General features: G+C 60.7%; 19 protein-coding genes. 13 read left to right on the top strand and 6 right to left on the bottom strand.

The features are described 5' to 3' along the window. The first annotated feature begins 23 nt into the window (after window positions 1-23). The 5 genes from ABID37_RS13535 to ABID37_RS13515 all read left to right on the top strand — a co-directional run bounded on the left by ABID37_RS13535 (window position 24) and on the right by ABID37_RS13515 (window position 5,863). Entirely contained in the window at window positions 24-1,034 is a 1,011-nt protein-coding gene (locus tag ABID37_RS13535) for an IS5 family transposase (RefSeq protein ID WP_354195577.1), read from the top strand. Window positions 1,035-1,537: 503 nt separating this feature from the next. Further along, window positions 1,538-1,795 carry a ribbon-helix-helix domain-containing protein gene (locus ABID37_RS13530; RefSeq protein ID WP_354195575.1) on the top strand — a complete coding sequence of 86 codons (258 nt, stop codon included), beginning with the start codon at window positions 1,538-1,540 and terminating at the stop codon, window positions 1,793-1,795. After that, entirely contained in the window at window positions 1,795-2,181 is a 387-nt protein-coding gene (locus ABID37_RS13525) for a type II toxin-antitoxin system RelE/ParE family toxin (RefSeq protein ID WP_354195573.1), read from the top strand. The genes ABID37_RS13530 and ABID37_RS13525 overlap by 1 nt, the downstream gene beginning before the upstream one ends. A 97-nt stretch (window positions 2,182-2,278) precedes the next feature. Next, a complete protein-coding gene (locus ABID37_RS13520) occupies window positions 2,279-3,286 on the top strand; it encodes a helix-turn-helix domain-containing protein (RefSeq protein ID WP_354195571.1) in 1,008 nt (335 codons plus the stop codon). A 210-nt stretch (window positions 3,287-3,496) separates the two neighbouring features. After that, window positions 3,497-5,863 carry a hypothetical protein gene (locus ABID37_RS13515; RefSeq protein ID WP_354195569.1) on the top strand — a complete coding sequence of 789 codons (2,367 nt, stop codon included), beginning with the start codon at window positions 3,497-3,499 and terminating at the stop codon, window positions 5,861-5,863. A 304-nt stretch (window positions 5,864-6,167) separates the two neighbouring features. Here ABID37_RS13515 and ABID37_RS13510 read toward each other — a convergent pair whose 3' ends face one another. After that, window positions 6,168-7,607 (bottom strand): Shedu immune nuclease family protein, encoded by a 1,440-nt coding sequence (locus ABID37_RS13510; protein WP_354195567.1) that lies wholly within the window; start codon window positions 7,605-7,607, stop codon window positions 6,168-6,170. 156 nt (window positions 7,608-7,763) lie between these two features. On the opposite strand from ABID37_RS13510, the gene ABID37_RS13505 reads away from it, so the two are divergent. The 4 genes from ABID37_RS13505 to ABID37_RS13490 all read left to right on the top strand — a co-directional run bounded on the left by ABID37_RS13505 (window position 7,764) and on the right by ABID37_RS13490 (window position 13,888). After that, window positions 7,764-9,878, top strand: coding sequence for an ATP-dependent nuclease (locus ABID37_RS13505; protein ID WP_354195565.1), 2,115 nt, complete (start codon window positions 7,764-7,766; stop codon window positions 9,876-9,878). Next, window positions 9,875-11,608 carry a UvrD-helicase domain-containing protein gene (locus ABID37_RS13500; RefSeq protein WP_354195563.1) on the top strand — a complete coding sequence of 578 codons (1,734 nt, stop codon included), beginning with the start codon at window positions 9,875-9,877 and terminating at the stop codon, window positions 11,606-11,608. Before ABID37_RS13505 ends, ABID37_RS13500 begins: the two co-directional genes overlap by 4 nt. A gap of 77 nt (window positions 11,609-11,685) precedes the next feature. After that, on the top strand, window positions 11,686-11,958 hold the full coding sequence (locus ABID37_RS13495; protein WP_354195561.1) for a hypothetical protein: 273 nt from the start codon (window positions 11,686-11,688) through the stop codon (window positions 11,956-11,958). A gap of 679 nt (window positions 11,959-12,637) precedes the next feature. Then, window positions 12,638-13,888, top strand: a complete 1,251-nt coding sequence (locus tag ABID37_RS13490; protein WP_354195559.1) for a site-specific integrase — start codon at window positions 12,638-12,640, stop codon at window positions 13,886-13,888. A gap of 121 nt (window positions 13,889-14,009) precedes the next feature. Here ABID37_RS13490 and repC read toward each other — a convergent pair whose 3' ends face one another. From repC to selD, 5 genes are all read right to left on the bottom strand, one after another. Next, window positions 14,010-15,215: a plasmid replication protein RepC gene (gene repC, locus ABID37_RS13485; protein ID WP_354195557.1), complete on the bottom strand. Its 1,206-nt coding sequence runs from the start codon at window positions 15,213-15,215 to the stop codon at window positions 14,010-14,012. A gap of 163 nt (window positions 15,216-15,378) precedes the next feature. After that, window positions 15,379-16,353: a plasmid partitioning protein RepB gene (gene repB, locus ABID37_RS13480; RefSeq protein WP_354195555.1), complete on the bottom strand. Its 975-nt coding sequence runs from the start codon at window positions 16,351-16,353 to the stop codon at window positions 15,379-15,381. 71 nt (window positions 16,354-16,424) lie between these two features. Then, entirely contained in the window at window positions 16,425-17,633 is a 1,209-nt protein-coding gene (gene repA / locus ABID37_RS13475) for a plasmid partitioning protein RepA (protein ID WP_354195553.1), read from the bottom strand. A gap of 455 nt (window positions 17,634-18,088) precedes the next feature. Further along, window positions 18,089-18,598: a hypothetical protein gene (locus ABID37_RS13470; RefSeq protein WP_354195551.1), complete on the bottom strand. Its 510-nt coding sequence runs from the start codon at window positions 18,596-18,598 to the stop codon at window positions 18,089-18,091. A gap of 52 nt (window positions 18,599-18,650) precedes the next feature. Then, complete coding sequence (gene selD, locus ABID37_RS13465; RefSeq protein ID WP_354195549.1) at window positions 18,651-19,706, bottom strand: selenide, water dikinase SelD; 1,056 nt, start codon at window positions 19,704-19,706, stop codon at window positions 18,651-18,653. A gap of 188 nt (window positions 19,707-19,894) precedes the next feature. Between selD and fdnG the strand changes: the two genes are divergently transcribed. The 4 genes from fdnG (at window position 19,895) to fdhE (ending at window position 25,743) form a co-directional block, all read left to right on the top strand. Further along, window positions 19,895-22,975, top strand: coding sequence for a formate dehydrogenase-N subunit alpha (fdnG, locus tag ABID37_RS13460; RefSeq protein WP_354195547.1), 3,081 nt, complete (start codon window positions 19,895-19,897; stop codon window positions 22,973-22,975). Between the two features lie 13 nt (window positions 22,976-22,988). Next, window positions 22,989-23,966, top strand: coding sequence for a formate dehydrogenase subunit beta (gene fdxH / locus ABID37_RS13455; RefSeq protein WP_354195545.1), 978 nt, complete (start codon window positions 22,989-22,991; stop codon window positions 23,964-23,966). After that, window positions 23,963-24,721, top strand: a complete 759-nt coding sequence (locus tag ABID37_RS13450; protein WP_354195543.1) for a formate dehydrogenase subunit gamma — start codon at window positions 23,963-23,965, stop codon at window positions 24,719-24,721. The genes fdxH and ABID37_RS13450 overlap by 4 nt, the downstream gene beginning before the upstream one ends. A 104-nt stretch (window positions 24,722-24,825) precedes the next feature. After that, a complete protein-coding gene (gene fdhE / locus ABID37_RS13445; RefSeq protein ID WP_354195541.1) occupies window positions 24,826-25,743 on the top strand; it encodes a formate dehydrogenase accessory protein FdhE in 918 nt (305 codons plus the stop codon). Window positions 25,744-25,748: the final 5 nt, after the last annotated feature.

The raw sequence follows: 25,748 nt of genomic DNA, 5'->3' as shown, positions 1-25,748 counted from the left end.
GGTGCGCTCCTCCTAGGAGACCTGTGCGCGGGTCGTTGTGGACGGCGCCGGAAGTTCGTGATTCCATCGCTCCGATCAACGGATTGAGGTTTGCGATGTCTCGTCGTCGGATTGGCCAGGAGAGCTTCAAGTTTGGTGATCGCCGCGGCACGCGCGGTTCATCCCTGGACGATTTGGCCACCATCATTGACTGGGCTCCGGTCGAGCACGCTTTGTCGAATATCTCAAACGCAGCCAAGGGGGAGCCGGCATGGCCGCCGCTGGCGCTGTTCAAGGCGATGCTGCTTTCGGTCTGGTACGATCTGTCGGACGTCAAGCTCGCGGAAGCGCTGGATGATCGCGCCTCGTTTCGGCGCTTCTGCGGCTTCTCGGCATCGGAGCCGACGCCGGAGCGCACGGCCTTCGTCCGCTTTCGCAAGGCGCTGGTTGAGCGGGCGCTGGACAAGGTGCTGTTCGACGCGATCACCACCCAGCTCAAGACCAAGGCTATCACGGTCAAGACCGGCACGCTGGTCGATGCGACCATCATCGCCTCGGCCAGTGAGGGCGACGGCGATGCGCGCTGGGTCAAGCACAAGGGCAAGGCGGCCGTGCACGGCTTCAAGGCTCATGTCGGCGCCGATGCCGAGACGGCACTGGTGGAAGAGGTTGCCATCACGCCCGCCAACGTCAATGATGGCAAAGCCGGTCCGGATGCACTGCCGGACAACCCGGGTGAAGTCTTCGCCGACAGCGCTTACCAAGGCAACCATTTCGGCGATGCGGTTCGAGCCAAAGGTGGCACGCCACGCATCGTCGTCACAGGCATGTGGGGACGCGACGAAGCCGAGACGCTCAGACGGCTCGATGCCTGGAACCAGCCGATCCATCGTGTCCGCGGGCGCATCGAGAAGATCTTCGGCACCTGGAAACGCAGCTACGGCCTGCGCCGAATGCGATGGCGAGGCCTTGCCAAAGCCGGCGTGCAGGTTCGTCTCACCGCAATCGCCTACAACTTCAAACGCACCATCAGCATCGTCGCAGCAGCGACATAAAACCTTCAATGCCGTGCCAGAAGCCAATGGCTGACTGAGCAGGAGATAGCTGTGCAGCACTTGCTTAAAATGGCGCTCATCGCCGTCCACAACGACCCGCGCACAGGTCTCCTAAGGCAGCGACAAGCGCTATCTCGCGCGCCTGAAGTATCGTGAGTGGATGGGAGTAGAGCCTCACCGAGATCATGGAACTGATGGTGTGGGCCAATGCGAAGAGCAGCATCAAGCCCACGTCACCAGAGACACGCGCGCACTGGGTTGCGCTCGACCGCACAGTCGCCAGGCTATTCTTCTGGTCCAGCTTGATGGAGGCGGTGCAAGAACCGATGATTTCCTTGCAGTCACATTTGGAAACCTGAGCGTAAGCGACGGAACTGCATCGGCGGCCCTCCATTCGACGATGACATCTGTCGCTATCTGCCATGACTGAATGTCAAATATTGACATTGGTCACTCGATCCGTGAGAATTCGAGGCAATTGATCCAATCAGGAGGGTGTGGACATGACCAGCAGCCTGCATGTGAGTTTGCCCGATGAAATGCGCGCCTTCGTCGATATGCGCGCGAACGGGAAGAACCAGTACACGACGCCGAGCGAATATGTGCGCGCGCTGATCCGCGAGGACATGGCGCGCGAAGAGGACCGGCTTTATGCGGTTCGCTCCCTGCTGCGGGCCGAGCAGGAATTCCGGCGCGGGGAGATGCTTCCCCTTTCCGTTCTGGATGCCGTCGATGCGGAACTGGATGAAGAGCGGCGATAGTGGCGCCTCGCATCCTTATCCTGCCGACAGCAATTGAGAATTACCGTCTAACGGTCCGGGAAACGGCGCGGAAATGGTCGCCGCAACAGGCAAAAGTCTATGGCCGCCGACTTCGGAAAGGCTTCGAGGAGATTCCAGAGGCCTATGCCCGCGTCCGCGCCAAGAAAGACGAGCGGGTCGGCACTTCCTTGTTCCGGCTTCATAAGATCGAGCACCATTACGCCGCCTATATCGTCGTGGACGAAACAACCTTCGTCGTCGCCGCTGTCCTGCACGAGCGGATGGACATTCCCGCGCAGTTGCAGACGGTCGAGCGATTGACCGACCGGGAATATGAAGCACTTATGGGCCACCCTCGCCCGAGACGTCGACCAACACCAGGCTGACCAAGCGCACCGGCTGGTCACCGAAGGGCGAACGCTATCAAGGGTTGACGCCCATCCAAATATTCGCATACTATGCGCATAATTTGGATGGGGTGCAATGTCACTGAAACTGAAAAGGCTGAGGCTTGAGGCCAACCTGACCCAAGCCCGACTGGCCAAAACGGCAGGCGTCACCCAGCCCACATACCAGCGCTGGGAAACGGGCCGAAGCGCAATTCCCACCGAAAAGCTGCAACTCCTGGCAGTTGCGCTGGACACGACAGAAGCAACAATTCTCGGCCAGCACGCTCCGGTTGAGGCGGCGTTTCACGATCCCGACGCTCCGGAGCATTTGCAATATTATGGTGAAGTGGCGATACACTTTGTGGGTGGGGGCGAGCCGATACTTCTCTCCATTTCCGAGAAAAGCCATAGCGATCTTTACAGGGATCTCCAGGGGAATGCCAGGTTCGTCGTCGTAGAATCGCTTTCCAACCAGACAGTCATAGTGCGCGTGGATGCGATTTCCGATCTCTACTTCTCAAGCGAAGCCTATGATTATTTTGGTCCCAAAGGAGAAAAGTATGATTTTTATTCACCTCTCCATCTGCCCGATCCCCGGGACTGGGAAATTATCGAAGCTATAGCCTGCGATGGAGTCGGCCTGGAAGACTTCGACGAGGCCAACATCCAGCATATCGAGGAAATCCTGCGGCTGACCACAGATGAAGAGTTCTCGCAACTGGCTGACAGCAATTCAATTGACAGGGATCAGATACCCGTACTGAAAGAGCAGGAGGAGAAGAAAGCAGAGTTCATCGCCTCTCTGGCAACGAATGTTACATATCAGCTTTCCGACGGAAAAAGGCGGAATGTTTTTGCGGACAGTGATGCGGTCTACGAAGCATTCTGGATGCTGATTGAAAGCAGCGACCTTTATGAGGATGAGATCATACGCTTACCTGTGGAAGGCTATCATCGTACCATCTTCATCAACCCGAACTCCATCGACTACACCTCCATACCGACACACAAGTGGGAAGCAGGATCCGTAAAGGCCGCAATCGAGCCAGCCCCGTCTTCAAACAAACGGCCGCAACGAAAGCTTCGCCACAGAGGAACCTAGCCGGACGCCGATCCTGTGACGAGACAATCTGGCCCGTGGGCGCCCTCTCCTGCTCCGTAATCCATAGCTACACGGGGCGTTTCCAGGAGAAACTCAAATCCACATCCGATGGATGTCCATCCAATGTGGATGTCCGTTGCACCGTTCCCTGAGACTGCGGCTGTGAGCCGCCTCCCCAACCCAACACAGCCATCGATATTTGACGACCGCATGCCTGAACCCTACAGCCACCCTCTCTTCACGCGCAAAATCTCCGACTTCTGCCGCCTTCGTGTTGACCCAGTGCTTCCACCGCGGGAAAGCGCGCGGATCAGGGCTTTTCTGCTCGACCTGATCGCCCGGTCGGCAATACCACCACGAAAGCCCCGTGGCTATGACTGGAAAGAAATCGGCCATCGATGCGGCCTCGATAAAGAGTGCTTGCGGATTGCGAAAGCCACGATTGAACCCGTCCTGGATGCAATCGTACGCAACATGAAAAATCCTGCAACTTCACCCGCCCAGCGAGTTGCTCCGCATGCGGAACCGGAGTTTTGGCCTCGGCGAGGTCGTCCCCCGAAGCTAGCATCGACAAAGGCACCTGCAGGGAGCGGACGCAGCACGCCTGGTCAGTCGGAGCACGTCGCTGTCAAGGAGCGACCGAAGCCAGGCGCCAAGCCACGCGCAGTCGAGGAGTTTCCCGCACCTCTGTTCCAGGAATGGACTGACCCTCCAACTTTTCCAGCGGCGTTGGAACTTCACATGCGCCGACACGGTGACAGCTATTGGCATCTGCATCGCGCCGTTGTTCGCGATGACGAGAACTTCAACCATTCGACAATCCGTCATTGGCTGCAGGAATCAAAGGCGCCACGCAGCGTTGCAAGCCTGGAGGTGCTCGCTCGCATCGAGCGCCGCTATCGTCTTCCGACAGGGTATTTCAAGGGAAAGCTGCCACATCAGACGCGCTCGGCCTCCGGGCACATCCTTGACGATATCGGCTCCGCAGAGCGACGGCGACTTGCATGGCATCTGCCAGACGATTTCAACACGCGCCCGCGCGACGAGCAGGAGGAGATTCTGGAATGGGTTCGACGCGTCATCATCAGCGGCTCAACCGATTACAGGCGATTCCAGGCTGCTGCGATGAAGCAGCGCTACGCCATACGTTTCCCTGGCATCACCTATGGTCAGTCCGAAGTCGCGAATGACAGTTCTCGAGACCGGCGTGGTGGGTATGAAGATGACGGTGCATCTTTCACCGATCCCGACCTGATGTCCGGCGTTATCGATGCTCCGCCTGTCCTGGCGATGGAAATGGCGGAACTAATCCGCTTTAAGACTGCGACGCTCACCGCATTCGGTCTGCAACGCAACGGAGTTTGGGGTGAAGAGACGGCATCGCAGAAGGTCGAGCATCTGGGATTGATGTTCGGTGCACTGGCAGCACATCCGCGTGGGCCGGTACGTGGCTACGGCGTGCCGCCCCAGCATCTGACTTTCGGTCTGCTCATCTTTCCGTCGATCTGGGACTGGTATGTGCAATGGCGTGAAAGACGGCGCGGGTTCTACACCGCATGGGAAGTGGACATGCTGCGCATTTCCCTCGCCCTCACCCGCAAGGAGACGGGCTGGCTGCGGCAGCATCCTCATCTGGCAACCCGCGTGCATCCAATCGAGGGGTTGGTTTCGCAAAGAGACATCGATCGCACCTGTGTCGACTGGGACGATGCCTGCGACATCTATTTCAAGCACGCCGCGTCCCGCGTGAAGGAGATCCAGCGAGTTGCGCGCATCCATCGCGACCCGTTTGAGCCGATCATGCCGGTGCTGGAAGCCGACAGCCCGGTTGGCGAATATCGGAAGATCACCGAGGAGATCCTGCGTCTGATGCCGGATGAGCGCCGTTATCCTCGCTACGCGGCGGAAGCCACGCGATCGTTTCTGATGCTGCGTTTCGGGTTGCATCTCGGATTGCGGCAAAAGAACCTGCGCCAGCTGATGGTTTGTGAACGCGGAAGGCTGCCTCGGTCCGAACGTCAGCTCGCCGACATGAAACGCGGAGAGCTTCGCTGGAGTGAGCGCGACAATGGCTGGGAGGTATTGATCCCTTCCGTCGCGTTCAAGAATGCCAATTCTTCCTATTTCGGAAGCAAGCCGTTTCGGCTGATCCTGCCCAACCTCGGTGGTCTCTATGACTATATCGAGGCCTATATCGACCGGCATCGGCGCGTACTGCTCGGGGGAGCCACCGATCCCGGCACATTCTTCATCAAGACGGTCAAGACGAACAGCAAGGATGCGTCATATGACCAGACCACCTTTTACGAGGCCTGGCGTCTCACCATCCAGCGGTATGGCATCTACAATCCTTATACCGGCCGTGGCGCCATTCCCGGTCTCCTACCACATGGTCCCCACAACGTCCGCGATGTGCTGGCGACGCATATTCTGAAACAGACCGGCTCTTACGAGCAGGCAAGCTATGCAATTCAGGACACGCCAGACATGGTCGCACAGCACTACGGCCGCTTCCTGCCACAGGACAAGGCTGCGCTAGCCGCGAGGATTTTGAACCAGGTGTGGGAGGCGGCGTAGTTACATGGCAACTTAGTGTCCGCTCGGGCGCTCAATGCTTGAAGCAAGGCTCCCTGTGCCAGGCCAGGAAATGCGGATGCGGTTGTGCGAGCTTGCCGCGCAAGGTATGCCTACGGTGAAAATTCACTCGCTCGACTAGGCAAGATTTGACGTGTTCAACGACGTAGTCGGGGCCGAGAGGAGACGGTCCGGTTCTGAGATCAGTTGGCAGATAGCCGACGTTGGGCAAGCGACCTCAAGTAACAGCGTAGGATAGGCAACGAATGATCGGCCTTGACGTTGCGATGAGGTAGGAATTTTCCTGTTAACGGTTTGCGTTTGTCCAAAGCAATTCGCGTAACGATTTTAGCTTTGCTAGGAGTTCGTCAAATGTGATGACGCTCACGCCGAAGAGCGCATTCCTGTAAAGCTCATAGGAGCGCCTATGTGCGTCGCTGGCCGGAATCGTGCCAGCTAGCAGCACACCTCGGATGCCATATGATTCGATGCGCACCGACCGGTTTGCGTGCCGAATGGCGGCGATAGCTGTTTGCAGGTGGTTTATCTGGTCTAAGATCTGGGCAACTCCTCCGGTGAGCTCGGATGACGGACGGAAGACCCCTCCGCGGTACTCGCGTGGATTGAGCAGTGGCGTTGCCGGCGTCTTGATCTCTAACACGGCAACATTGTCGGTAATTTGATTGGCGAACAAGAAGTCGGTGATAGTCTCGCCGGCACCGCTGAGACGTTTGCCGCCGACATGGGCCTGCCCTTGCAGCAGCACCACCGGTACGTTGAACACCAGGTCGAGTATCAAAGGGTTTGCCTCGAACAGCTTTTGCCATTGTGCCTCGGACGCATGGGCCGCCAGCTTCACTTGCATATGGTCGATCAGTTCATCGAGGGCCGCCAGCTCGATCTCATCGTGGAGCTTGATCAATCGCGCACGCTGCGTCGGGAGCGAGGTGCGCACTGTCGCTGCCGCGAGCGAAACCACGGCTTCGCGGTCACGTGTCGACAACTTTGCGTCGACGATCGTCGGGCCGATCGCCTCCGCGATATCGCCTTGGTCTCGATCGAACAATTTAAGCGGAAACCGCTCAGGGTCATGGCGGGTCAGTAGGTTGGTGTAGGCTGATTGCTTCTTGCGCTTGCGTGACGCCACCCGGGCCTTTTCGTCGGACCGATTGGCCTCCAGCCGCAGGTTGTCGAAAAGCGCATAGCCCATCTCGAACGTCTTACCGTCCGCGGTGACCGAGACCTCCAGCTGCTTCTTATCGGTCAGCCTAAGCTGCTCGACACCCTCGATCTGTGCAATGGCCCAGGGGATGAACGATAGAGTGCGGTCGATGCCCAAGCCGAAATTTGGATCCTTGATAAATCCGGACGGCATGCATTCATTGAGGTAAAGCTGCACGTCCTCAAGGGTCTTTGGAATGACGTACTCCACATAGTCGTCAAAGTCGTCAACGATGATGGGCATGCTGCTTTCCAGAGCGAGCTCGATCGAGAGGATCGGATCGTGCTTGGGCTCGAGGAACCGGCTCGAGGTGGGCATGGTGTTGACCGGATAGAGCGTAGTAACTCCCCTGTTGGCGTCGAACCGGAGCAAACGTACCCGGGCGGTCACGTCTTTTTCCCGGCTCACGGCGCGCAGGCGCGCATCCGAAGGTCTGAAATAGACTTCAGTGACACCGGGCTCCTTAGGTTCGATCGCCATAGTACCCTGGTCATCGTCGCCGAACTGCGGGCCGAAGGTCGCCATAGTCGCTTTCACACATCTCGATGTAAGGGATGAACCGAATAGGAGCGAATCAACTGGCCAACACTTGATCGACAGCCTGTTGTGCCTCGTTGTTGTTTAATAGGTCCGCGAAGACTATCCAAGGAGATATTTAACGCGATTCCTGTGGGGCGGGCGATGAGGGTACAGAAAGTTAGGGTGCAGGGATTCCGTCTCCTCCAGGACGTGGAGATCACGCTGGAGCCGAATTCGACGGTCATCGTCGGGCGCAACAACAGCGGCAAGACCTCACTGGCCGATGTCTTCGAACGCTTCGCAGGCGAAAACGGCCCGCGGTTCCGCCTCGAGGATTTCTCCGCAGGCACGCGCGGTAAATTCTCCGAGGCAAGGCAGCTGAGGGAGGCCGGCGCGGATCCGGGTGCCGTGCTTGGGGCGCTCCCGACGATCACGATCAGCCTGACATTCACCTACGATAAAGCGGCGCCGTCGCTTGGACCACTTTCACCCTTTATCATCGATCTGGATGAGGATGCGACGACGGCCGTCGCGAAGATCGAATACGCGCCCACGCTGTCATCGCTACAGGCTCTGCTTGAGGTTGCTGCGCCGCCGGAAGGGCTCGATGCGCTTACTCATTTCATGCGTCACCTGCGCGAAGCGATCCCTACTGCCTACAGCGTGCAGGTCTCGGCGGTCGATCCGACCGATCCGACGAACACCCGCCAGTTCGAAGGCACGGCCGCGCTGTCCTCGCTCCTGCAATGCAATCTCGTCCGGGCGCAGCGGACCTTGGATCACGCCAAACAGGACGAGACCGACGCGATCGGAAGATTGCTGGGTGTCTTGTTCAAGACGGCGTCCACCGCGACGGCCGCCGAGTCCGACCAGCAGCTCAGCCTGCAGCTGAAGGCCTCGGTTGAAAGCATTGAACGCAACGTCCAGTCAGAATTCGACGAGATGTTGAAAGGCCTGCTTCCGGCGATGAGCGTCCTGGGCTTTCCAAGCCTCAATGACACCGAGATACGGCCTGAAACGTCGCTCAACGTCGAGACCTTGCTCAAGGGCCATACCAAGGTCGTCTACACCGGCACCGACGGCGTGCATCTGCCGGAAGGGTACAATGGCCTTGGCACACGCAACCTCATCTACATGCTGCTCCAGCTCGAGAGCTACCATAAATCGTATCGGGCACGCCCGACGCGGCCGGCGACGCACCTGATCTTCATCGAGGAGCCGGAGGCGCATCTGCATCCGCAGATGCAAGAGGTCTTCATCAGCCAGCTCAACGCCGCGGTGGGGAAGCTCTCCGCGAAGTACCCAGAAGAAGAGCCCTGGCAGGTGCAGTTCGTCATCTCCACACACTCCTCGCATGTGGCGAACGCCGCGTCCTTCGAAGCGGTGCGCTACTTCCTGAACGATCAGGCTGCAGCGGGGTCGCAGCGGCGCACCAAGGTCAAGGATTTCAAGAAAGGGATGGCGTCCATCCCCGCGCCCGATCAGGAGTTCTTGCATCAATATATGACGCTGACGAAGTGCGACCTCTATTTCGCCGACAAGGCGATCTTGGTCGAAGGAACAACCGAGCGCATCCTCATGCCGCGCCTGTGTGAAATCGTCGATCGCACGCTGGATGAGGAACACAAGCTTGCGAAACAGTATGTCACCACCGCCGAAGTCGGCGGGGCCTATGCCCACCTGTTCTATCCGCTTCTGGATTTCCTCGAACTGAAGACGCTGGTGATCACCGATATCGATGCGGTGCTGCAGAAAAAGAAGATGAACAAGAAAGGCGCAGAGGTCACGGTCTGGGAGAAATGCCCTGTCGCATCGGGCGAGCGGACATCGAATACCGCGATCAGGGAATGGTTCCGGCCTGCCGAAGCCAAGGTGGCGGAAGGGTGGCAGGATACCCCGGCGCCGCATATCGACCCGAAGGTGCTCCTCGCCAAGACCGATGCCGACAAACTGTCAGGCTATCGGCGTATCGCCTACCAGATTCCGGAAGTTGCCGGCACTGACCTATGTGCGCGCAGTTACGAGGATGCGCTGGTGCTGGCGAACCCTGAACGTTTCGGTCTCACCGACGATGGAGACAAAGCAGAGGAGGCCTGGGACGTCGCGCAGGACCTCTCGAAGTCCGACACGGCGCTGCGTTTCGCGATCCAGGAGAAGGACTGGAACGTTCCCCGCTACATCAGCGAAGGGTTGAAATGGTTGTCCGAGCCGCCGCCACCACCCGCGGCAGATCCGCCGATTGTTCCTGCTCCGCCGCCGAACGAGCCAGCCCAATGACCGTCGGCACCGACAATCCCGCCCTTGTCGCCGCGAAGAAAGCGCAGGAAGAGGTCGATCGCTGCCTGAGCGAGTCCAAGAGCTTTCGTCTCGAGGCCGGAGCGGGAGCGGGTAAGACCTATTCCCTGATCGCGGCGCTCAAGCGGATGATCGCCGAAAGGGAACCCGAGCTGATGCAGCGCGGTCAGAAGATCGCCTGCATCACCTTCACGGAGGTCGCTCGCGATGAGATCGCGCGCGAGATCGGGCGACACCCGGCGATCCTGGTCGAGACCATCCATGCCTTCTCTTGGGCGTTCCTGCGCCAGTTCCAAAAAGCGCTGCGCGAGCTTGTGCTCGAGGCCGAAAACCATAAGGAAAAAGTCGACGAAGCCGGCGGCGTCGGCGCCAAGACCGTCGAATACGAGCTCGGCTTTTTCGGCATCGACGACGCGCGCATCACGCTCGCGCATGACGACGTGCCCCTTTACATGGCGAAGCTCCTCGCCCGGCCGAAATTCCAGCAGCTGCTAACCCAGCAGTTCCCGATCATCTTCATCGATGAATACCAGGATACCGATCGCAACTTCATGGAAGCGATCACGGCGCATTTTTTCGAGCCGAAGAAAGGCCCGCTCATCGGCCTTTTTGGCGATCACTGGCAGACGATCTATAATAGCGAGTATGAGCTCGCCGCCTATCCGATCGAGGGCATCGACAAGGGCTCGAACTTCCGCTCCGTCCCCGCCATCGTCGACGTGCTGAACCGTTTGCGGCCCGAGCTGACGCAGGCGGTCGCGGACCCGGCAGCTTTGGGCGAAGCGCGCTTCTTCCACACCAACAGCTTCACCGGCGCGCGCACGAACACCGCACACTCCAAAGCGGACCTGTTTCCGGAACTCGCCCGCACGGTGCGCCACGGGCTTCTGCAGCGGCTGGAGGGAGAAGGCTGGGATCTCACGAAGACGAAGGTTCTGATGCTGACGCATAACGTGCTCGCCGAGGAACAGGGATATCCGTCGATCGCAGCCATATTCCGACGCCGCAATGACCTGTTCGCACGTAAGGAAGACCCTGCCATCAAGTTCTTTGCCGAGATCCTGGAGCCCCTGTGCGAAGCGTACCAGTCGTCACGCTACGGGGAAGTATTTCGCCTGTTCGGCGCCAAGCCCGGCATTGATGCCCATGCCGACAAGCTCGCATGGCGAAAGGATATGGATGCACTGATCGCCCTGCGCAATGACGGTACGGTCGGAGCGGTCCTCGATCACCTGCTCGCAACGCAGCGGCCTGCTCTGCCGGATCGTGTGCGAAAGCGCGAGGAGGATCTGCAGGCGCTTGGCGAGGCGGCAGTCCCTGAAGAAGCGTCAGGACTACAGCGGCACAAGGAGATGCGGGATGTCGCCTACAGCGAGATCATCGCTCTGGTTCGCTTCGTAGAAAAGCAGACCCCGTTCGCTACGCAGCACAGTGTCAAAGGGGCGGAGTTCGAGAACGTGCTTGTCGTGCTCGGGGGCGGCTGGAACCACTACAACTGGCCGCAGCTGCTCGAGTTGATCGCGACCAAAGCCATCACGCAGGCAAATTCCAAAGGATACTACCGTGCACGCAACCTGTTCTACGTGTCGATCTCGCGGCCGATGAAGCGTTTGGCGGTGCTTGCGACGCAGACGCTGCCGACTAACGCGCTAAGCTCCGCCGTGTCATTGTTTGGCGAGCAGAATGTTGAGGCCTTAGATATCCCGCAGTAGCGCCCGCATGTCAGCTAGCGAGTACCCGATCGAGCAGTTCGAGGATCGCGCGTTCGGGCGTGGAATACGTGAACGGCATGATGCCGATCGAGTCAGCGGAGGAGAGCGAAGTGGGTCTTGGCCGGGCCAGGGAGACGCTGGGGTTGGTCGCTCGGAAATTCTATTGGGAGGAAAAGCTGGCCGAATTGGCGGAGCATGGCTTATCGCCGGAAAACGCCGCTGCCTTCCTGAAGGGACGTGATGACGATCTAAACCGAATGAGCCCCCTGCAGTTCGTGCGCGATGAGCGGAGCTTTCGTAGCGCCTGCACGAAGCTCGCGCAGTGGCAGACTCAGTTCGGCCCTCGGTAACCGTTGCTTGCAGAACGGCGAGAACGCGTGTGCACGCTCAACTCACGGTATGAACATCAGCAGGACAATCGACATGAGGGAAGCTTATGACGCGCGGTTTCCTGATCTAGAGAACATAAAACCGCACACCCCGTCCCGTACCTCTCATGTCCGATAATGTTGCCTTATCGGTCGTTGGCACCGCCCGGGGCCGAAATTGGCGCTGTCGCGGCGCAAAGGGCCGAAATCCCTGCCCGGCACCGGGCTGCACGCCCTCACGGACCACCCGAATGCCCGCCGGTCTGGCCCGCGTCGGCGATCGGCCCTGCGTCCGCCCACCCCCGAGGCCCCTCCCCTTCCAGCCGTTACGGTTCATGCTGCAAGGCAAATCAGCGCCGAGATGGCCAACAAATAACAGCTTCTCAGGGGATTCAGTTCGCGTCAATCTTACCCAAGCGTTCAGCCAACAGCTGCCGAAAGGCTTATCCAGCGGCGTTTCAGCCGCTTGGCGCAATCCGTGTTGATGACGGAAAACACGTCCGGCAGCGCCCGAAATGACGCGGCCGCAGCGGCAGTTGGGCCACCGCCGCATGCACCCTATTTCACGAAGCACTTCGCCATATCGTGCAAATCACGCCTGTGTGCTATCCAGGAAAAGCGATTGAGTTTCAAGCGGATCGGAACCGGACGACGAAACACCATGAATACAGATCCTGAAACGCGGAACGACGATCCATCCGCAGACCTGCCCGACATCGTCGAGGTGGTCATGGAGATGGTTCCGACCAGCCGGGGCGACGATGCGACACGCAAAGATCAAGCGAGCGGGCGCGACGAGGGCAGGCCTCACACGCAGGATCGCACGGACGACGCCAAGGGCCCTGCCCCGCTGGTCGCTCCGGATACGGCAACGGCTCTGCCGGGTCATCTGCAGGGCCTGGCAAGGCGCGCGCGGATCTATGTCGAGGCGGCCAGTGCGCCCAATACGCGCCGCGCCTACAGCGCCGACTGGGCCCATTTTACCGCCTGGTGCGGCCGCCAGGGTCTTACTCCCCTGCCCCCTGATCCGCAGGTTGTTGGCCTCTATATCACCGCGCTTGCCGCCGGAACGACCGAGGCGAGCTCCGATCGCTCCGCCTATCGCGGCGCCCGCGGCAAGAAAACCGGCGCGAAACCCCATGCCGTTTCCACCATCGAACGGCGACTTTCGGCGCTTGTCTGGAACTACGCCCAGCGCGGGCTCGCTCTCGACCGCAAGGATCGTGCCATCGCCACTGTCATGGCTGGTATCCGCAATCGCCATGCGGCCCCGCCGCGCCAAAAGGAAGCGCTGGGCCCTGACGAACTCATCGCCATGCTGGAAACCCTCGAAAGAGGGAGTTTACGCGGCCTGCGCGACCGCGCCATGCTCCTTATCGGCTTTGCCGGGGGGCTGCGCCGCTCCGAGATTACAGGCCTCGACTGCGGTCGTGACCAGACCGAGGACGGTCGCGGTTGGGTTGAAGTCCTTCCAGGCGGTCTGCTCGTCATGTTGCGCGGCAAAACCGGCTGGCGCGAGGTCGAGATCGGGCGCGGCTCTTCCGATGCGACCTGCCCGGTGGTGGCGCTCGAAACCTGGCTGAAATTCGCCCGGATCGCCCATGGACCGCTGTTTCGACGTGTCACGGGCCAAGGGAAGAAGGTCGGGCCCGAACGCCTTGCAGACCGTGAAATCGCGCGTCTGGTCAAGCGGACCGCACTCGCCGCCGGGGTGCGCGCTGACCTGCCCGAAGCCGATCGCGCCGCCCTGTTTTCCGGCCATTCCTTGCGTGCAGGCCTCGCATCTTCGGCCGAGGTCGAGGAACGCCACGTGCAAAAGCAGCTCGGCCATGCTTCTGGCGAGATGACCCGCAAATACCAGCGCCGTCGTGATCGCTTCCGCATCAATCTCACAAAGGCTGCGGGACTTTAGGATCAGGCATATCCCCTCCCCCGTTTCGGCCGCCTGCAGAAGTTTTTTTCAGGGCCGTTACGTTCGCATCTCAGATTACGGTCAAGTCGCTTTCTGCTGGCCAGACAGGCCTTTTTTGGGCTTATCCGGCCATTTTCAACGGTGTGGGGTTGGTTTTCAGCGCCGCCATCAGCATGGGGCCGACGGAGAACGTACCATCCCGTGCTTTTTCAGTCAGGGCGCGCAGATAGCCGCCAGCGGAGTTGATGTGCTGAACACGCTGGAGAATGCAGGCGATGACAATAGCGGTATTCTCTTGGCCCAGCGTTTCGAGGGCTTCGGCATAGGCTGAGGGCGAAATGCCAAGATATCCGCGTATTTGAGCCGCTGTGACCGTGAATTCGCGCCAATCGTCGATGCCGTGAACGGCGTAATCGATGATATCGGGGCAGGCTCTCAACACGAAGGCCAGAGGATAGGCTGTCGGCTGGTTTGGCGGGACAGGTTTTGGTTCAACTGTCGGCCAGTGGTTTTCCTGTGCAGGATCAGATTCAAAATAGAAGTTGGTATGTGTACTAGAGTGGTGCCGATCAATTCGAGAGTCATTGCCGTTCATTGATTGAACATTCATGTGCGTTTCCAACAACTTGTCGATATCCTCCCTGATCGTCATCAACGCCGCTACGATCTGCTCCAATTCAGCTGCCGATGCCCGTCGCGGAATGGTTTCCACAACGATACGGAAGCGCGTCCACAAGCCGTTCCAATCCCCGGGGATGTTTTCTTCGAGCGCGGCCTGGATGAGTTTGTCGATATCCCGACGATGCAGGGTGGCTTGCTCTCGCATCCGCTTCAGTGCACGGCTTTCAGCCCGTACGGTTTCGGCCGCCCTGGCAAACTCGTCGGCGCGGGCCAGCAGTGGGGCGAGCGAAAAGCCGAACGCCTCCTCCAGATGTCCGTGCCTGCCCTTGCGCGCATAGCGCTTGCCGTTGGGGCTGTCGCGGCGAATGATGATGCCGCCTTCGACAAGCGCGGCCAGATGGCGCCTTAAGGTGACTTCCGACATGCCATGGGCCCGGAATGCAAGCTGCCGGTTCGAGGGAAACACGACCAGGCCGTTTTCCGCCGACAGTTGGTCGCTGGGGTAGAACGACAGCAAGGCCGCCAGGATGGCCAGTGCGCGATCCCTGACACCGACGACGGATTTGCCTTCACAAAGGTCCCTGTAGACCTGCCATTTGTCGACGGTCTTGCCTTCCGGAAGCCCGGTTGTTTCTCTTTGCGTTGCCAGCAGGACAAGCGACATCGGCCGCCGCCCGAAAGGCGTCGCTGCAATATGCGTCTGCATTTCCTTCCACCTTCAATCAGGCAAAAGAAATCTGCTCGCCGAATCGGCGCCGTAAACTCTTGACAGTGATTCGCGGAAATGCGACTCTCGGATTGTCCAGATACGAGAAGGGCTTCCGCAACGGTGACGTTCGGGGGCCTTTTTCTTTTGCTGTTTCAGTCTCCTATTCGGTTTTCTCCGATGCCCTGAACGCCTCGTAGAGATCGTTCAGATTGCTCGAAATCCAATGGGCAAAACGTGGTCCATCGGCCGCTCCAAGAGCGAGCGTGGCCGTCCTGCCCGATTGTTTGAGGTTGGCGGTGACCGACTTGTCCCTTGCGGCCCATGACAGCGCCGGTTCCGCGATCGTCTTGCGCACCGTCTTGCCCTTGACGGTCAGTGCCGCCAGCAGCTTCTCGAAGCGCGAATTGCTGTCGAGTTCGCTGAAATCCGCCTCTGCAACGGTTTCGGTGACCAGTTCCGGACGCCGTGGCACCACCAGCGACAATTCCACCCATCTTTCACGGCCGATGGAAGGCGCCGGACCGATTGCCTGCACGATCGCCTCGGGAATCCGGTTGACCACCGAGATCATCTTCGACACCGCCGCTTCGTTCGACGCCAGGGCCGAGCAGATGACATCGCGGCCATAGCCGAGGTTCTCGAGGCGCCCGGCAAAGGCGGCCTTTTCGATGAAGCTCAGATTTGCGCGGGCGGAATTTTCCTGTCCCTGGGCGATGACATGCGCTTTGTCATCGATAGCCTTGACGACCGCCCTCACCTTCCTACCGAGCTCGCGGGCAACCCGTACCCGGCGATGGCCGAATACGATCATGTAGCGGCCGTCCCGCTCGGGATGCGGGCGCACCAGTATGGGCGAATTCTGGCCGTTTTCCCGGACGGCCTCCAGCAGCTCCCGGTAGTGCTCCTGATCATCATCGGCGAGACGGTCGGCCACGAAAGAACCGTCGATAAGACCCGGATCGAGATCCACGACCTGCTCGCCTTCCAGATAGGCATCCGCCTGCCTGGCCAGTTCACCGACCGAACGAATCATGGATTTGGAGGCACCCCGCACGGGGTAGGCTGCATTGCTGGGAACGGCCTGCTCCATATCCCCGGCCTCGACAAGACCGGACAACAGGTTCTTGCGTGCCATCTAATCACTCCTGCTCTCGGCTAATTTGTTGAAAGAACATGCCAAACTTCCGATTTTGTCAGCTGACAAGATCATCGTCCCCAAGCTCCGTGGATAAGGCCGGCGATCTCCCCGTTGACAGCGTCCAGCGCCTCCATCGCCCGTTCATAGGTCGAGCGCGTCATGGTGTTCTTTTCCACCTCGTAGAGCGTCTGCTTGGTGATGCCGGCATCCGACACGGCGGTGGACTTGAGCATCTGGTTCTTGAGGATGAATTCGCCGAACAGCGTCTGGAGAAACGCGACCATCTGGGCCTGGGGCTGATCCGTCGGCTCGTATCGGGTGATCAGGTAACGATACCATTCGAGATTGACGGCAGCGCCGGCGCTGCGGATCGGCTCCAGTATGTTGCCGAGCATGAGCAGGAACTGGCCCATGGACATCACATCCAGCATCTGCGGGTGAATGGTGATGAGCACGGAGGTTGCCGCCGTCAGCGCTGCGATGGTCAGGTAGCCGAGCTGCGGGGGGCAATCGATGATGACGATATCGTAGCGGCTTTCCACCTCGTCGAGCGCTGTGGCGATACGGGTGAAAAAGGCCTTGCCGGCATTGGAACTGCGGTCCGCCATGGCCAGCGGCGTGTCATACTCGAATTCCTGCAGCTCCAGATTGGCCGGTACGATGTCGAGACCGGGAAAATTGGTCGTATGGATGATATCCGACAGCGGCACCTTCTCGTCGTCATAGCGGATGGCATCGTAGAGAGACTTGATCCGGTCCAGCTCAGGCTGGAACCCGTGAAGGGAAGACATCGAGGCCTGCGGGTCGAGGTCGACCGCAAGCACCCGGTGCCCGGTCAGCGCCAGATATTGCGCCAGGTGGGCAGCCGTGGTCGTCTTGCCGGAGCCGCCCTTGAAATTGACTACGGCCAGGACCTGCAGCTTTTCGCCGGGCCGGCGATGCGGCACATACATGCGCGCTTCCGACCGCCCGTATTGGTCGAGATACTGGCGCAGTTCCAGCATCTGTTGCGCCGTATAGGAGCGCCGCCCTGATGAAGAGGTCTCCGGCACCGGGCCTTTGCCTTCAAGGTGCAGCTTCTTCAGGTGGCTTTGCGAGACGCCGAGATAGGTCGCGACCTCGGCCAGGCTGAAAGAGCGCAGGTCCTTCTTGGCAAACGGCGGAAAGCGCTGCAAACTAAGAAGATGCAGCTTCTGCGAGATCTGGTCGCCTTGCTCGAGAATATGCTTCTCGAAATGCAACGGCTCTCTGACGGGTCGAGGCGAACTCACGTTCATTCGGGCTGCATCCCCTAATAACGATTTTTGAAGATGTTTTTCCAATCAACCGTGATTATGCCCGATTCGGACCTTCCAGCAAGATGTTTTAAGTTAACGAAGAACTAACCGCTGCAAGGCGTCGAAAAGGATAAAAACTGCAATAATTTGCCATAACAAATTGAAAAATATGGAGAAAGTACGGATTTTGTCGGCTGACAAGATCTTCCGCTCCCTCTCCTGCCGACTGAGCATTTCAGGATTGAACGGTGGCGCTCTTCGGTGATTCTCGGCGCTAGAATAGTATAAACGCCGACGATTTCGACGTTTCAAATATTCACATACCGAATCGATTTGCGTCGGTAAGCTAAGGCTGCGGGCCTTCTGGCGAAGGCGCCCCGCAGTTGCAGCTTAATTTCTTTGACCACATTCGTGCGGCGTCAGACAATACCGTTTGTTCGCAGCCTGCCGGCTGCTCAGCAGTCCGCGGCGGCCTGCTTGTCGGTGCCGTCGGTGGGCGTGGCATCAGGTTTTGCAGGCCCTTGTGGGCCGGTGGCGGCGGTTTCGCCGCTGATCGGATCGAGCCCTGACGCCACGGCTGGGTGATCCTGCTGTGGCGAGCTGTCCAGTTCCTCGGTCTGGCTGGTGCCGATGTCGGAGCCGCCGGTTCCGCCCGTCCAGCCGCTGGAGCCGGCGCCGCCCGGCTTGGTTCCTGAATCCGCACCCGCGGCGGGCTCGGTCTCGGAGCCAGATTGCGTGGCGCCGTCCTGGCCGGATGCGGCGGTCTTGCCGTCTTGGGTCAATGCCGCATCCATCTCTTCGGTCGAACCTGTGCGTGGTGGCCCATCCGACAGATCGACGCAGTCGCCGCGCGGCGTGCCCGCCTTGCCGGCTTCGGTATCCGATGCCGCCGGTTGGGCGATGGCCAGCGAGGCGGTGAGCAAAACGGCGCCGGCCAATGAAGTGCCTTGAAGAAAGCGGTTCATATGGTCCTCCACATCTGGAATGGAGGACAACACATCAACGGCGATTTCGTTGCTACACCTCGACGACGATCCGGGCGGGGCCTTGTTCCACCGTCCCGATAACGGCCGTGCGCGGATAGCCGGCCATCCTTATCTGCTCGGCGAGCCGCTGGGCTGAGGATGCGTCGACCGCGATGAGGAGTCCGCCCGAGGTCTGGGGATCGGTCAGCAGGTGCCGGCGCCAGTCGGGAAAGATGTCGGGCAGGATCACCTCATGCCCATAGCTCTTCCAGTTCCGGTGCGAGGCGCCGGTAACGAAGCCTTGGCCGGCCAGTCGCTCGGCCTGCGACAGGAAGGGGAGGGCGCCGTGGTCGAGCCTGACGGTGTGGCCGGAGCCGCGTGCCATTTCGAGGCCATGACCCAGTATGCCGAAGCCGGTCACGTCGGTCATCGCGTGCACGGCATCGTCCTTGCCTAGTTCCGCACCGATCCGGTTGAGCAGGGTCGTGGAAGCGACCATCTCCGCATAGGCATCCTGTGGCAGCGCCTGCTTCTTGATGGCGGCGGAATAGATGCCGATGCCGATGCCCTTGGTCAGGATCACGCGGTCGCCGGGACGGGCGGCGGAGTTGCGCCGCACCTGCGCAGTCGGGCAGGTGCCGATCACGGCAAGTCCATAGACCGGTTCCGGGCAGTCGATGGAATGGCCGCCGGCCACCGGAATGCCTGCCTCGGCACAGATCGCGGCGCCGCCGGCCAGAATCTGGCGGATGTCGGCCGGGTCCATCTTGTCGATCGGCATGCCGACGATGGCCAGCGCAAAGATCGGCGTGCCGCCCATGGCATAGATATCGGAGATGGCGTTGGTGGCCGCGATCCGCCCGAACGTGGCGGGGTCATCGACCATGGGCATGAAGAAATCCGTGGTGGCGATCACCGAGGTCTTGCCGTCGAGGTCCCACACTGCCGCATCATCGGCCGTGTCGGTGCCGACCAGCAACGGGGCGTAGGGGCCGGCCTGCGGCATCTCGCTCAGCAGGTCTTGCAGGACCGAGGGAGCGAGCTTGCAACCGCAGCCGCCGCCATGGGCCAGACTGGTTAGCCGCAGTTTTTCGACTGGCAAATCCATGTAAGCCTCCCTTGCCGGATGAATGAACTGCAATAATCATCTAGGGGCCATCTTAGATGAAGACAGTCCTCGAATATATATGACTATAAAACTCCACTTTATGTACTTTGACAGACTGCCGTACCAAGGGTAGCATCCTTTCAGACGGTTGGTCAGGATCGATCGTATCGCCATACAGGAGGTCTCCCATGAACATGGAAATCTCACGGCGCAATTTCCTGAAAGGGGCCGGGGCAGGCGTTGCATTGACGACGCTTGGCGCGTTCGGCTTCGGGGAAGCTGAGGCCGCATTCGTCGAGGGGCTGAGGCCCTACAAGCTCGCCGGTACGACGGAAACCCGCAACACCTGTCCTTACTGCTCCGTCGCCTGCGGCATCATCATCTATTCCAAGGGCGACCTGGCCCAGGGCACCGCCAAGGCCATGCATCTGGAGGGCGATGTCGATCACCCGACCAATCGCGGCACCTTGTGCCCCAAAGGCGCGGCGCTGCTCGATTTCATCAAGGCCGACACGCGGCTGATGACGCCGAAGGTGCGCAGGGCCGGCTCCGACCGGTTCGAGGAAATCTCTTGGGAAGAGGCGCTGGACGGCATCGCGCGGCATATGAAGAAGGACCGCGACGCCAACTTCATCGAGCGCAACAAGGATGGCGTGCCGGTCAATCGCTGGACGACCACGGGCTTCCTCGCGGCCTCGGCGACGACCAACGAGACGGCGTTCCTGACCTACAAGGCGGTGCGCTCGACGGGTATCGTCGCCTTCGACAATCAGGCGAGGGTCTGACACGGCCCCACGGTGTCCAGTCTGGGCCCAACTTTCGGTCGTGGTGCAATGACGAATTCGTGGACGGATATCCGTAACACGGATTTGGTGGTGATCATGGGCGGCAATGCCGCCGAAGCGCATCCTTGCGGCTTCAAATGGGTGACGGAGGCGAAGGCCAACCGCGGCGCCAAGCTGATCGTGGTCGATCCGCGCTACACGCGCTCGGCCTCGGTGTCGGACTTCTACGCACCGATCCGACAGGGCACCGACATCGCCTTCCTGCTCGGCGTCATCAACTACTGCATCCAGAACGACAAGGTGCAGTGGGATTATGTGCGCGCCTTCACCAACGCCTCCTATATCGTGAAGGACGGCTTCGCCTATCAGGACGGGCTGTTCACCGGCTACGACCCAGAAAAGCGCGAATACGACCGCCAGACCTGGGATTATGTGATCGGCGACGACGGCTATGCCGTCACCGACGAGACATTGCAGAACCCGCGCTGCGTGTGGAACCTGTTGAAGGCCCATGTCTCGACCTACACGCCCGAGATGGTGGAGCGCATCTGCGGCACGCCGAAGGAGAAATTCCTCAAGGTCGCCGAGATGATCGCGGAATGCTCATCGCCCACCAAAACGATGACGTCGATGTATGCGCTGGGCTGGACGCAGCATTCCAAGGGTTCGCAGAACATCCGCTCCATGGCGATGCTGCAGCTCATCCTCGGTAATATCGGCGTGCGCGGCGGCGGCATGAATGCGCTGCGCGGGCATTCCAACATCCAGGGGCTCACCGACATCGGCCTGATGTCGAACCTGATCCCCGGCTATCTCAACATTCCCACCGAACGGGAGGTCGACTACCCCACCTATATCAGTTCGAGGGGCTTCAAGCCGCTTCGTCCGAACCAGATCAGCTACTGGCAGAATTATCCGAAGTTCTTCGTCTCCTTCATGAAATCGATGTGGGGGAGGGCGGCCACGCCGGAAAACGACTTCGCCTATGACTATCTGCCGAAGCTCGACCTGCCGGCCTATGACGTGCTGCGCGCCTTCGAGATGATGGATCAGGGGCAGATGTTTGGCTATTTCTGCCAGGGCTTCAACCCGCTGCTCGCCTTTCCGGATCGCGGCAAGATCACGCGGGCCCTGTCCAAGCTCACCTATCTGGTGATCATGGACCCGCTGGAGACCGAGACGGCCCGCTTCTGGGAAAACCACGGCGCTTTCAACGACGTCGACCCTGCTTCGATCCAGACCGAGGTTTATCAGCTCCCGTCGAGCTGCTTCGCCGAGGACGAGGGCGCGCTGGTCAATTCCGGCCGCTGGTTGCAATGGCACTGGCCGGCGCAGAACCTGCCGGGCGAGGCCAAACACGACACCTGGATCATGGCGCAGCTCTGGCTGCGGGTGAAGAAACTCTATGAGGAGGAGGGGGGTCCGTTCCCGGACCCGATCCTGAACCTTCACTGGCCTTATGAGGACCCCGGCAATCCGCATCCGGCCGAACTGGCCAAGGAGATGAACGGCTATGCCATCACCGATCTGGTCGATCCGAACGACCCGACCAAGCTGACGCTGGAAGCCGGCAAGCAGGTGCCGGGCTTCGCCGCCCTGCGCGACGATGGCTCCACGGCCTGCGGCTGCTGGATCTATTCCGGCTGCTTCACCGAGGCCGGCAACATGATGGCGCGGCGGGACAACACCGATCCCGACGAGACCGGCGCCTATTCCAACTGGGCCTTCTCGTGGCCGGCCAACCGGCGCATCCTCTACAACCGCGCCTCGGCCGACCTTGACGGCAAGGCGTGGGACCCCACCCGCAAGCTGATCGAGTGGGACGGGGAGAAGTGGGCCGGATACGACGTGCCGGACATTCCACCGGCCTCCAACCCGCGCGATGTCGGGCCGTTCATCATGAACCCGGAAGGCCAGTCGCGGCTGTTCGCTCGGGGCCTGCTGCGCGACGGGCCGTTCCCGGCGCATTACGAGCCCTTCGAATCGCCGGTGGTCAACGTGGTGGCGCCCGCCGTGCGCGGCAATCCGGTTGCCCGGGTTTTCGCCAGCGACACCGAGACCTTTGGCGATGCGGAGGAGTTTCCCTATGCGGCGACCTCCTACCGGCTCACCGAGCATTTCCACTACTGGACCAAGCATGTGTGGGTGAATGCCGTCCTGCAGCCGGAATTCTTCGTCGAGATCTCGGAGGAGCTTGCGGCGGAGAAGGGCATCACCAAGGGCGGCTGGTGCCGGGTGTGGAACAAGCGCGGCTCCGTTCACGCCAAGGCGGTGGTGACCAAGCGCATCCAGCCGCTGATCTGCGACGGCAAGCCGGTGCACATCGTCGGCATCCCGCTGCATTGGGGCTTCACCGGCAAGGCGCGCAACGGCTTCGGCCCGAATTCGCTGACCCCTTTCGTGGGCGACGCGAATATCGAAACGCCGGAGTTCAAGGCGTTCCTCGTCAACATCGAGCCGTCCGACGGACCGGCCACGGCATAGGGAGGATGATGCAATGACAATCAACGTCAATCCGCCCGTCGCGCCGGATGTCGAGATGCAGATGGGGCCGCAGGACTACATAAGGCGCTCCGCTTCGAGCGTGCCCGAGCCGACGCGCCAGCTCGAGCCGGTCGCCAAGCTCATCGACGTGTCGAAATGCATTGGCTGCAAGGCCTGCCAGTCGGCCTGCCTCGAATGGAACGACCTGCATGAGGAGGTCGGGTTCAACACCGGCGTCTACGACAATCCGCACGACCTGACGCCGGACACCTTCACGCTGATGCGCTTCACCGAATGGGTGAACCCGGAGACCGAGAATCTCGAATGGCTGATCCGCAAGGACGGCTGCATGCATTGCGCAGATCCCGGCTGCCTGAAAGCCTGTCCGGCGCCCGGCGCCATCGTGCAATATTCCAACGGCGTCGTCGATTTCATCCACGAGAACTGCATCGGCTGCGGCTATTGCGTGAAGGGTTGCCCCTTCGACATTCCGCGCATCTCCAAAGTCGACAACCGCGCCTACAAATGCACGCTGTGCTCCGACCGCATCGCGGTGGGGCAGGGGCCGGCCTGTGCCAAGGCTTGCCCCACCAAGGCCATCGTCTTCGGCACCAAGGAGGAGATGAAGGCGCATGCGGCCGAGCGCATCGAGGACCTGAAATCGCGCGGTTACGACAAAGCCGGCCTCTACGATCCGGAAGGCGTCGGCGGCACCCATGTCATGTATGTGCTCCATCATGCCGACAAGCCGTCGATCTATGCCAACCTGCCGGACAATCCGCGCATTTCGCCGGTCGTCGAGGCGTGGAAGGGCGTCACCAGATATGCCGGTTTCGCCGTCATGGGCCTCGCGGCCGTTGCCGGCATGCTGCACATGGCCGTCTCGGGCCGCAACCGGGTGACTGTCGAGGATGACGAGCAGGCTCGCCGGCTGGCGGAAAATGCACCGGGTGCGGAACCGCTCGACCCCGGCAAGGAGCCGCTCTCATGACCGACAGCACCCTGCGTGGCCACAATGCCCCTGCGGTAAGCAAGGATGAGATCGACAGCGGCGACCGCCTCTATGTGGGGCGGGAGGTCGTGGTCGACCGCTATACCAGATGGGCGCGCCTCAACCACTGGGTCACGGCGATCTGCCTGATCCTGCTGGCCCTGTCGGGGTTGGCGCTGTTCCATCCGTCGCTGTTCTGGCTCACCGCCCTGTTCGGTGGCGGACAATGGACCCGCGCCATCCATCCGTGGATCGGCGTCGTCCTGTTCTTCTCCTTCACCGGCCTGTTCATTCGCTTCTTCCGGCTGAACCTGCCGCGGCGCGATGACGCGCAGTGGGCGGCGCATATTGGCGACGTCCTGAAAGGCGACGAGGAGAAGCTGCCCGAGGTCGGCAAATACAATGCCGGCCAGAAATTCGTGTTCTGGGCGATGTCGGTGCTGATCGTCATCCTCATCGCCACCGGGCTGATGATCTGGCAGCGCTATTTCGCGCAATATCTGACGATCCCGCAGGCGCGGGTGGCGGTGCTGGTGCATTCCATGGCCGCCATTGCCATCATCTGCGTGTGGATCATCCATGTCTATGCCGCGTTCTGGGTCGCGGACACCTTGCGGGCCATGACACGCGGCAATGTCAGTGGCGGCTGGGCCTGGCGCCATCACCGCAAATGGCTGCGCGCGCTTGCCGCCTACGGCAAACGCGACGACGAGACGCCTGCCGCAAAAAGACCTGCCGGCAAAAGGCAGGTATGAGCAGCCGCGCCGCCGCCGCAAGGCGGCGGCACTTTAAATGGGGCGATCATTTGCCCTGCAATGATTAGAATGCCGCGTGGCCGGTGCGGTTCGTGGAGGAATGCATGCCTCGCAGAATTCCCGTTTCAGGAGACATGACGGCGATCGGCGAGGTCAAGACGCCGCCCTTTGCCCGCGTGCCGGACCCAGTCCGCCTCTTCGAACGCCGCGCCCGCCGCTTCCATCAGCTTTCCGGCCCTGACGGCATCGGTCCCTATCTCGGCTTCCTGGCCGGCATCGCGGAAGCCCAGCAGGCGCTGGGCGGGCAACTGCCGCCAGCGCTGCCGCTGGACGAGGCAAAGCTGGAATGCGCGCTCGAGCACGCCATGCCGCCGCTCGACCGCAACGCCTTCCGGCCGGATGCCGGCTTCCGCTTGCTGGCCGACAGGCTCTTCGGAGCGCTGGAGGTGGTGGAAAAGCCCGTTGCGGCCGCAAAGGCGCTGGCGGACGTCCGCGCTTCGGACGAGACAGGGCTGGACGCTATGGTCTCTGACCTGATGGCCGATTCCGTGCCGGTCGACTCCATGGCCGGACATGCCTATGTGGCGGCCGCGCTCCAGCTCCATTTCTCCCGCGCCGCCGCCCTTCTGCCGGAACGCCGGCTGCAATCGGTCGGCGACGGGGCGTGTCCCGCCTGCGGCGGGCCGCCGGTCTCTTCGATCATCGTCGGCTGGCCGCAGGCCGGCGGCGCCCGCTTCTGCTCCTGCGCGCTGTGCGGCACGCTGTGGCACCATGTGCGCATCAAATGCGCCATCTGCTCCTCGACCAAGGGTATCCGCTATCAGGAGATCGAGGACGGACCCGGCACCATCAAGGCCGAGACCTGCGACGAATGCGGCTGCTACGTGAAGATTTTCAACCAGCAGAAGGACGTGTCGCTCGACTCCTTCGCCGACGATGTGGGCAGCCTCGGCCTCGACCTCCTGCTGCGTGAAACCAAATATCGGCGCGGCGCGTTCAACCCGTTCCTGCTTGGATATTAGGCACC

Origin of the sequence: Aquamicrobium terrae (assembly GCF_040545735.1) — a bacterium.
GTDB lineage: Bacteria > Pseudomonadota > Alphaproteobacteria > Rhizobiales > Rhizobiaceae > Mesorhizobium > Mesorhizobium terrae_A.
Note: the sequence above shows the minus strand (reverse complement) of the source record. Positions and strands in the feature narration are given on the sequence as shown.

Excerpts from the sequence above, each read along its gene's own strand:
- repB (WP_354195555.1), bottom strand. The coding sequence starts at position 16,353 with ATGGCACGCAAGAACCTGTTGTCCGGTCTTGTCGAGGCCGGGGATATG.
- ABID37_RS13505 (WP_354195565.1), top strand. The coding sequence starts at position 7,764 with ATGAGGGTACAGAAAGTTAGGGTGCAGGGATTCCGTCTCCTCCAGGAC.
- repA (WP_354195553.1), bottom strand. The coding sequence starts at position 17,633 with ATGAACGTGAGTTCGCCTCGACCCGTCAGAGAGCCGTTGCATTTCGAG.
- fdhE (WP_354195541.1), top strand. The coding sequence starts at position 24,826 with ATGCCTCGCAGAATTCCCGTTTCAGGAGACATGACGGCGATCGGCGAG.
- repC (WP_354195557.1), bottom strand. The coding sequence starts at position 15,215 with ATGCAGACGCATATTGCAGCGACGCCTTTCGGGCGGCGGCCGATGTCG.
- ABID37_RS13500 (WP_354195563.1), top strand. The coding sequence starts at position 9,875 with ATGACCGTCGGCACCGACAATCCCGCCCTTGTCGCCGCGAAGAAAGCG.
- ABID37_RS13530 (WP_354195575.1), top strand. The coding sequence starts at position 1,538 with ATGACCAGCAGCCTGCATGTGAGTTTGCCCGATGAAATGCGCGCCTTC.
- ABID37_RS13520 (WP_354195571.1), top strand. The coding sequence starts at position 2,279 with ATGTCACTGAAACTGAAAAGGCTGAGGCTTGAGGCCAACCTGACCCAA.
- fdxH (WP_354195545.1), top strand. The coding sequence starts at position 22,989 with ATGACAATCAACGTCAATCCGCCCGTCGCGCCGGATGTCGAGATGCAG.
- ABID37_RS13470 (WP_354195551.1), bottom strand. The coding sequence starts at position 18,598 with ATGAACCGCTTTCTTCAAGGCACTTCATTGGCCGGCGCCGTTTTGCTC.
- ABID37_RS13515 (WP_354195569.1), top strand. The coding sequence starts at position 3,497 with ATGCCTGAACCCTACAGCCACCCTCTCTTCACGCGCAAAATCTCCGAC.
- ABID37_RS13495 (WP_354195561.1), top strand. The coding sequence starts at position 11,686 with ATGATGCCGATCGAGTCAGCGGAGGAGAGCGAAGTGGGTCTTGGCCGG.
- selD (WP_354195549.1), bottom strand. The coding sequence starts at position 19,706 with ATGGATTTGCCAGTCGAAAAACTGCGGCTAACCAGTCTGGCCCATGGC.
- ABID37_RS13510 (WP_354195567.1), bottom strand. The coding sequence starts at position 7,607 with ATGGCGACCTTCGGCCCGCAGTTCGGCGACGATGACCAGGGTACTATG.
- ABID37_RS13490 (WP_354195559.1), top strand. The coding sequence starts at position 12,638 with ATGAATACAGATCCTGAAACGCGGAACGACGATCCATCCGCAGACCTG.
- ABID37_RS13450 (WP_354195543.1), top strand. The coding sequence starts at position 23,963 with ATGACCGACAGCACCCTGCGTGGCCACAATGCCCCTGCGGTAAGCAAG.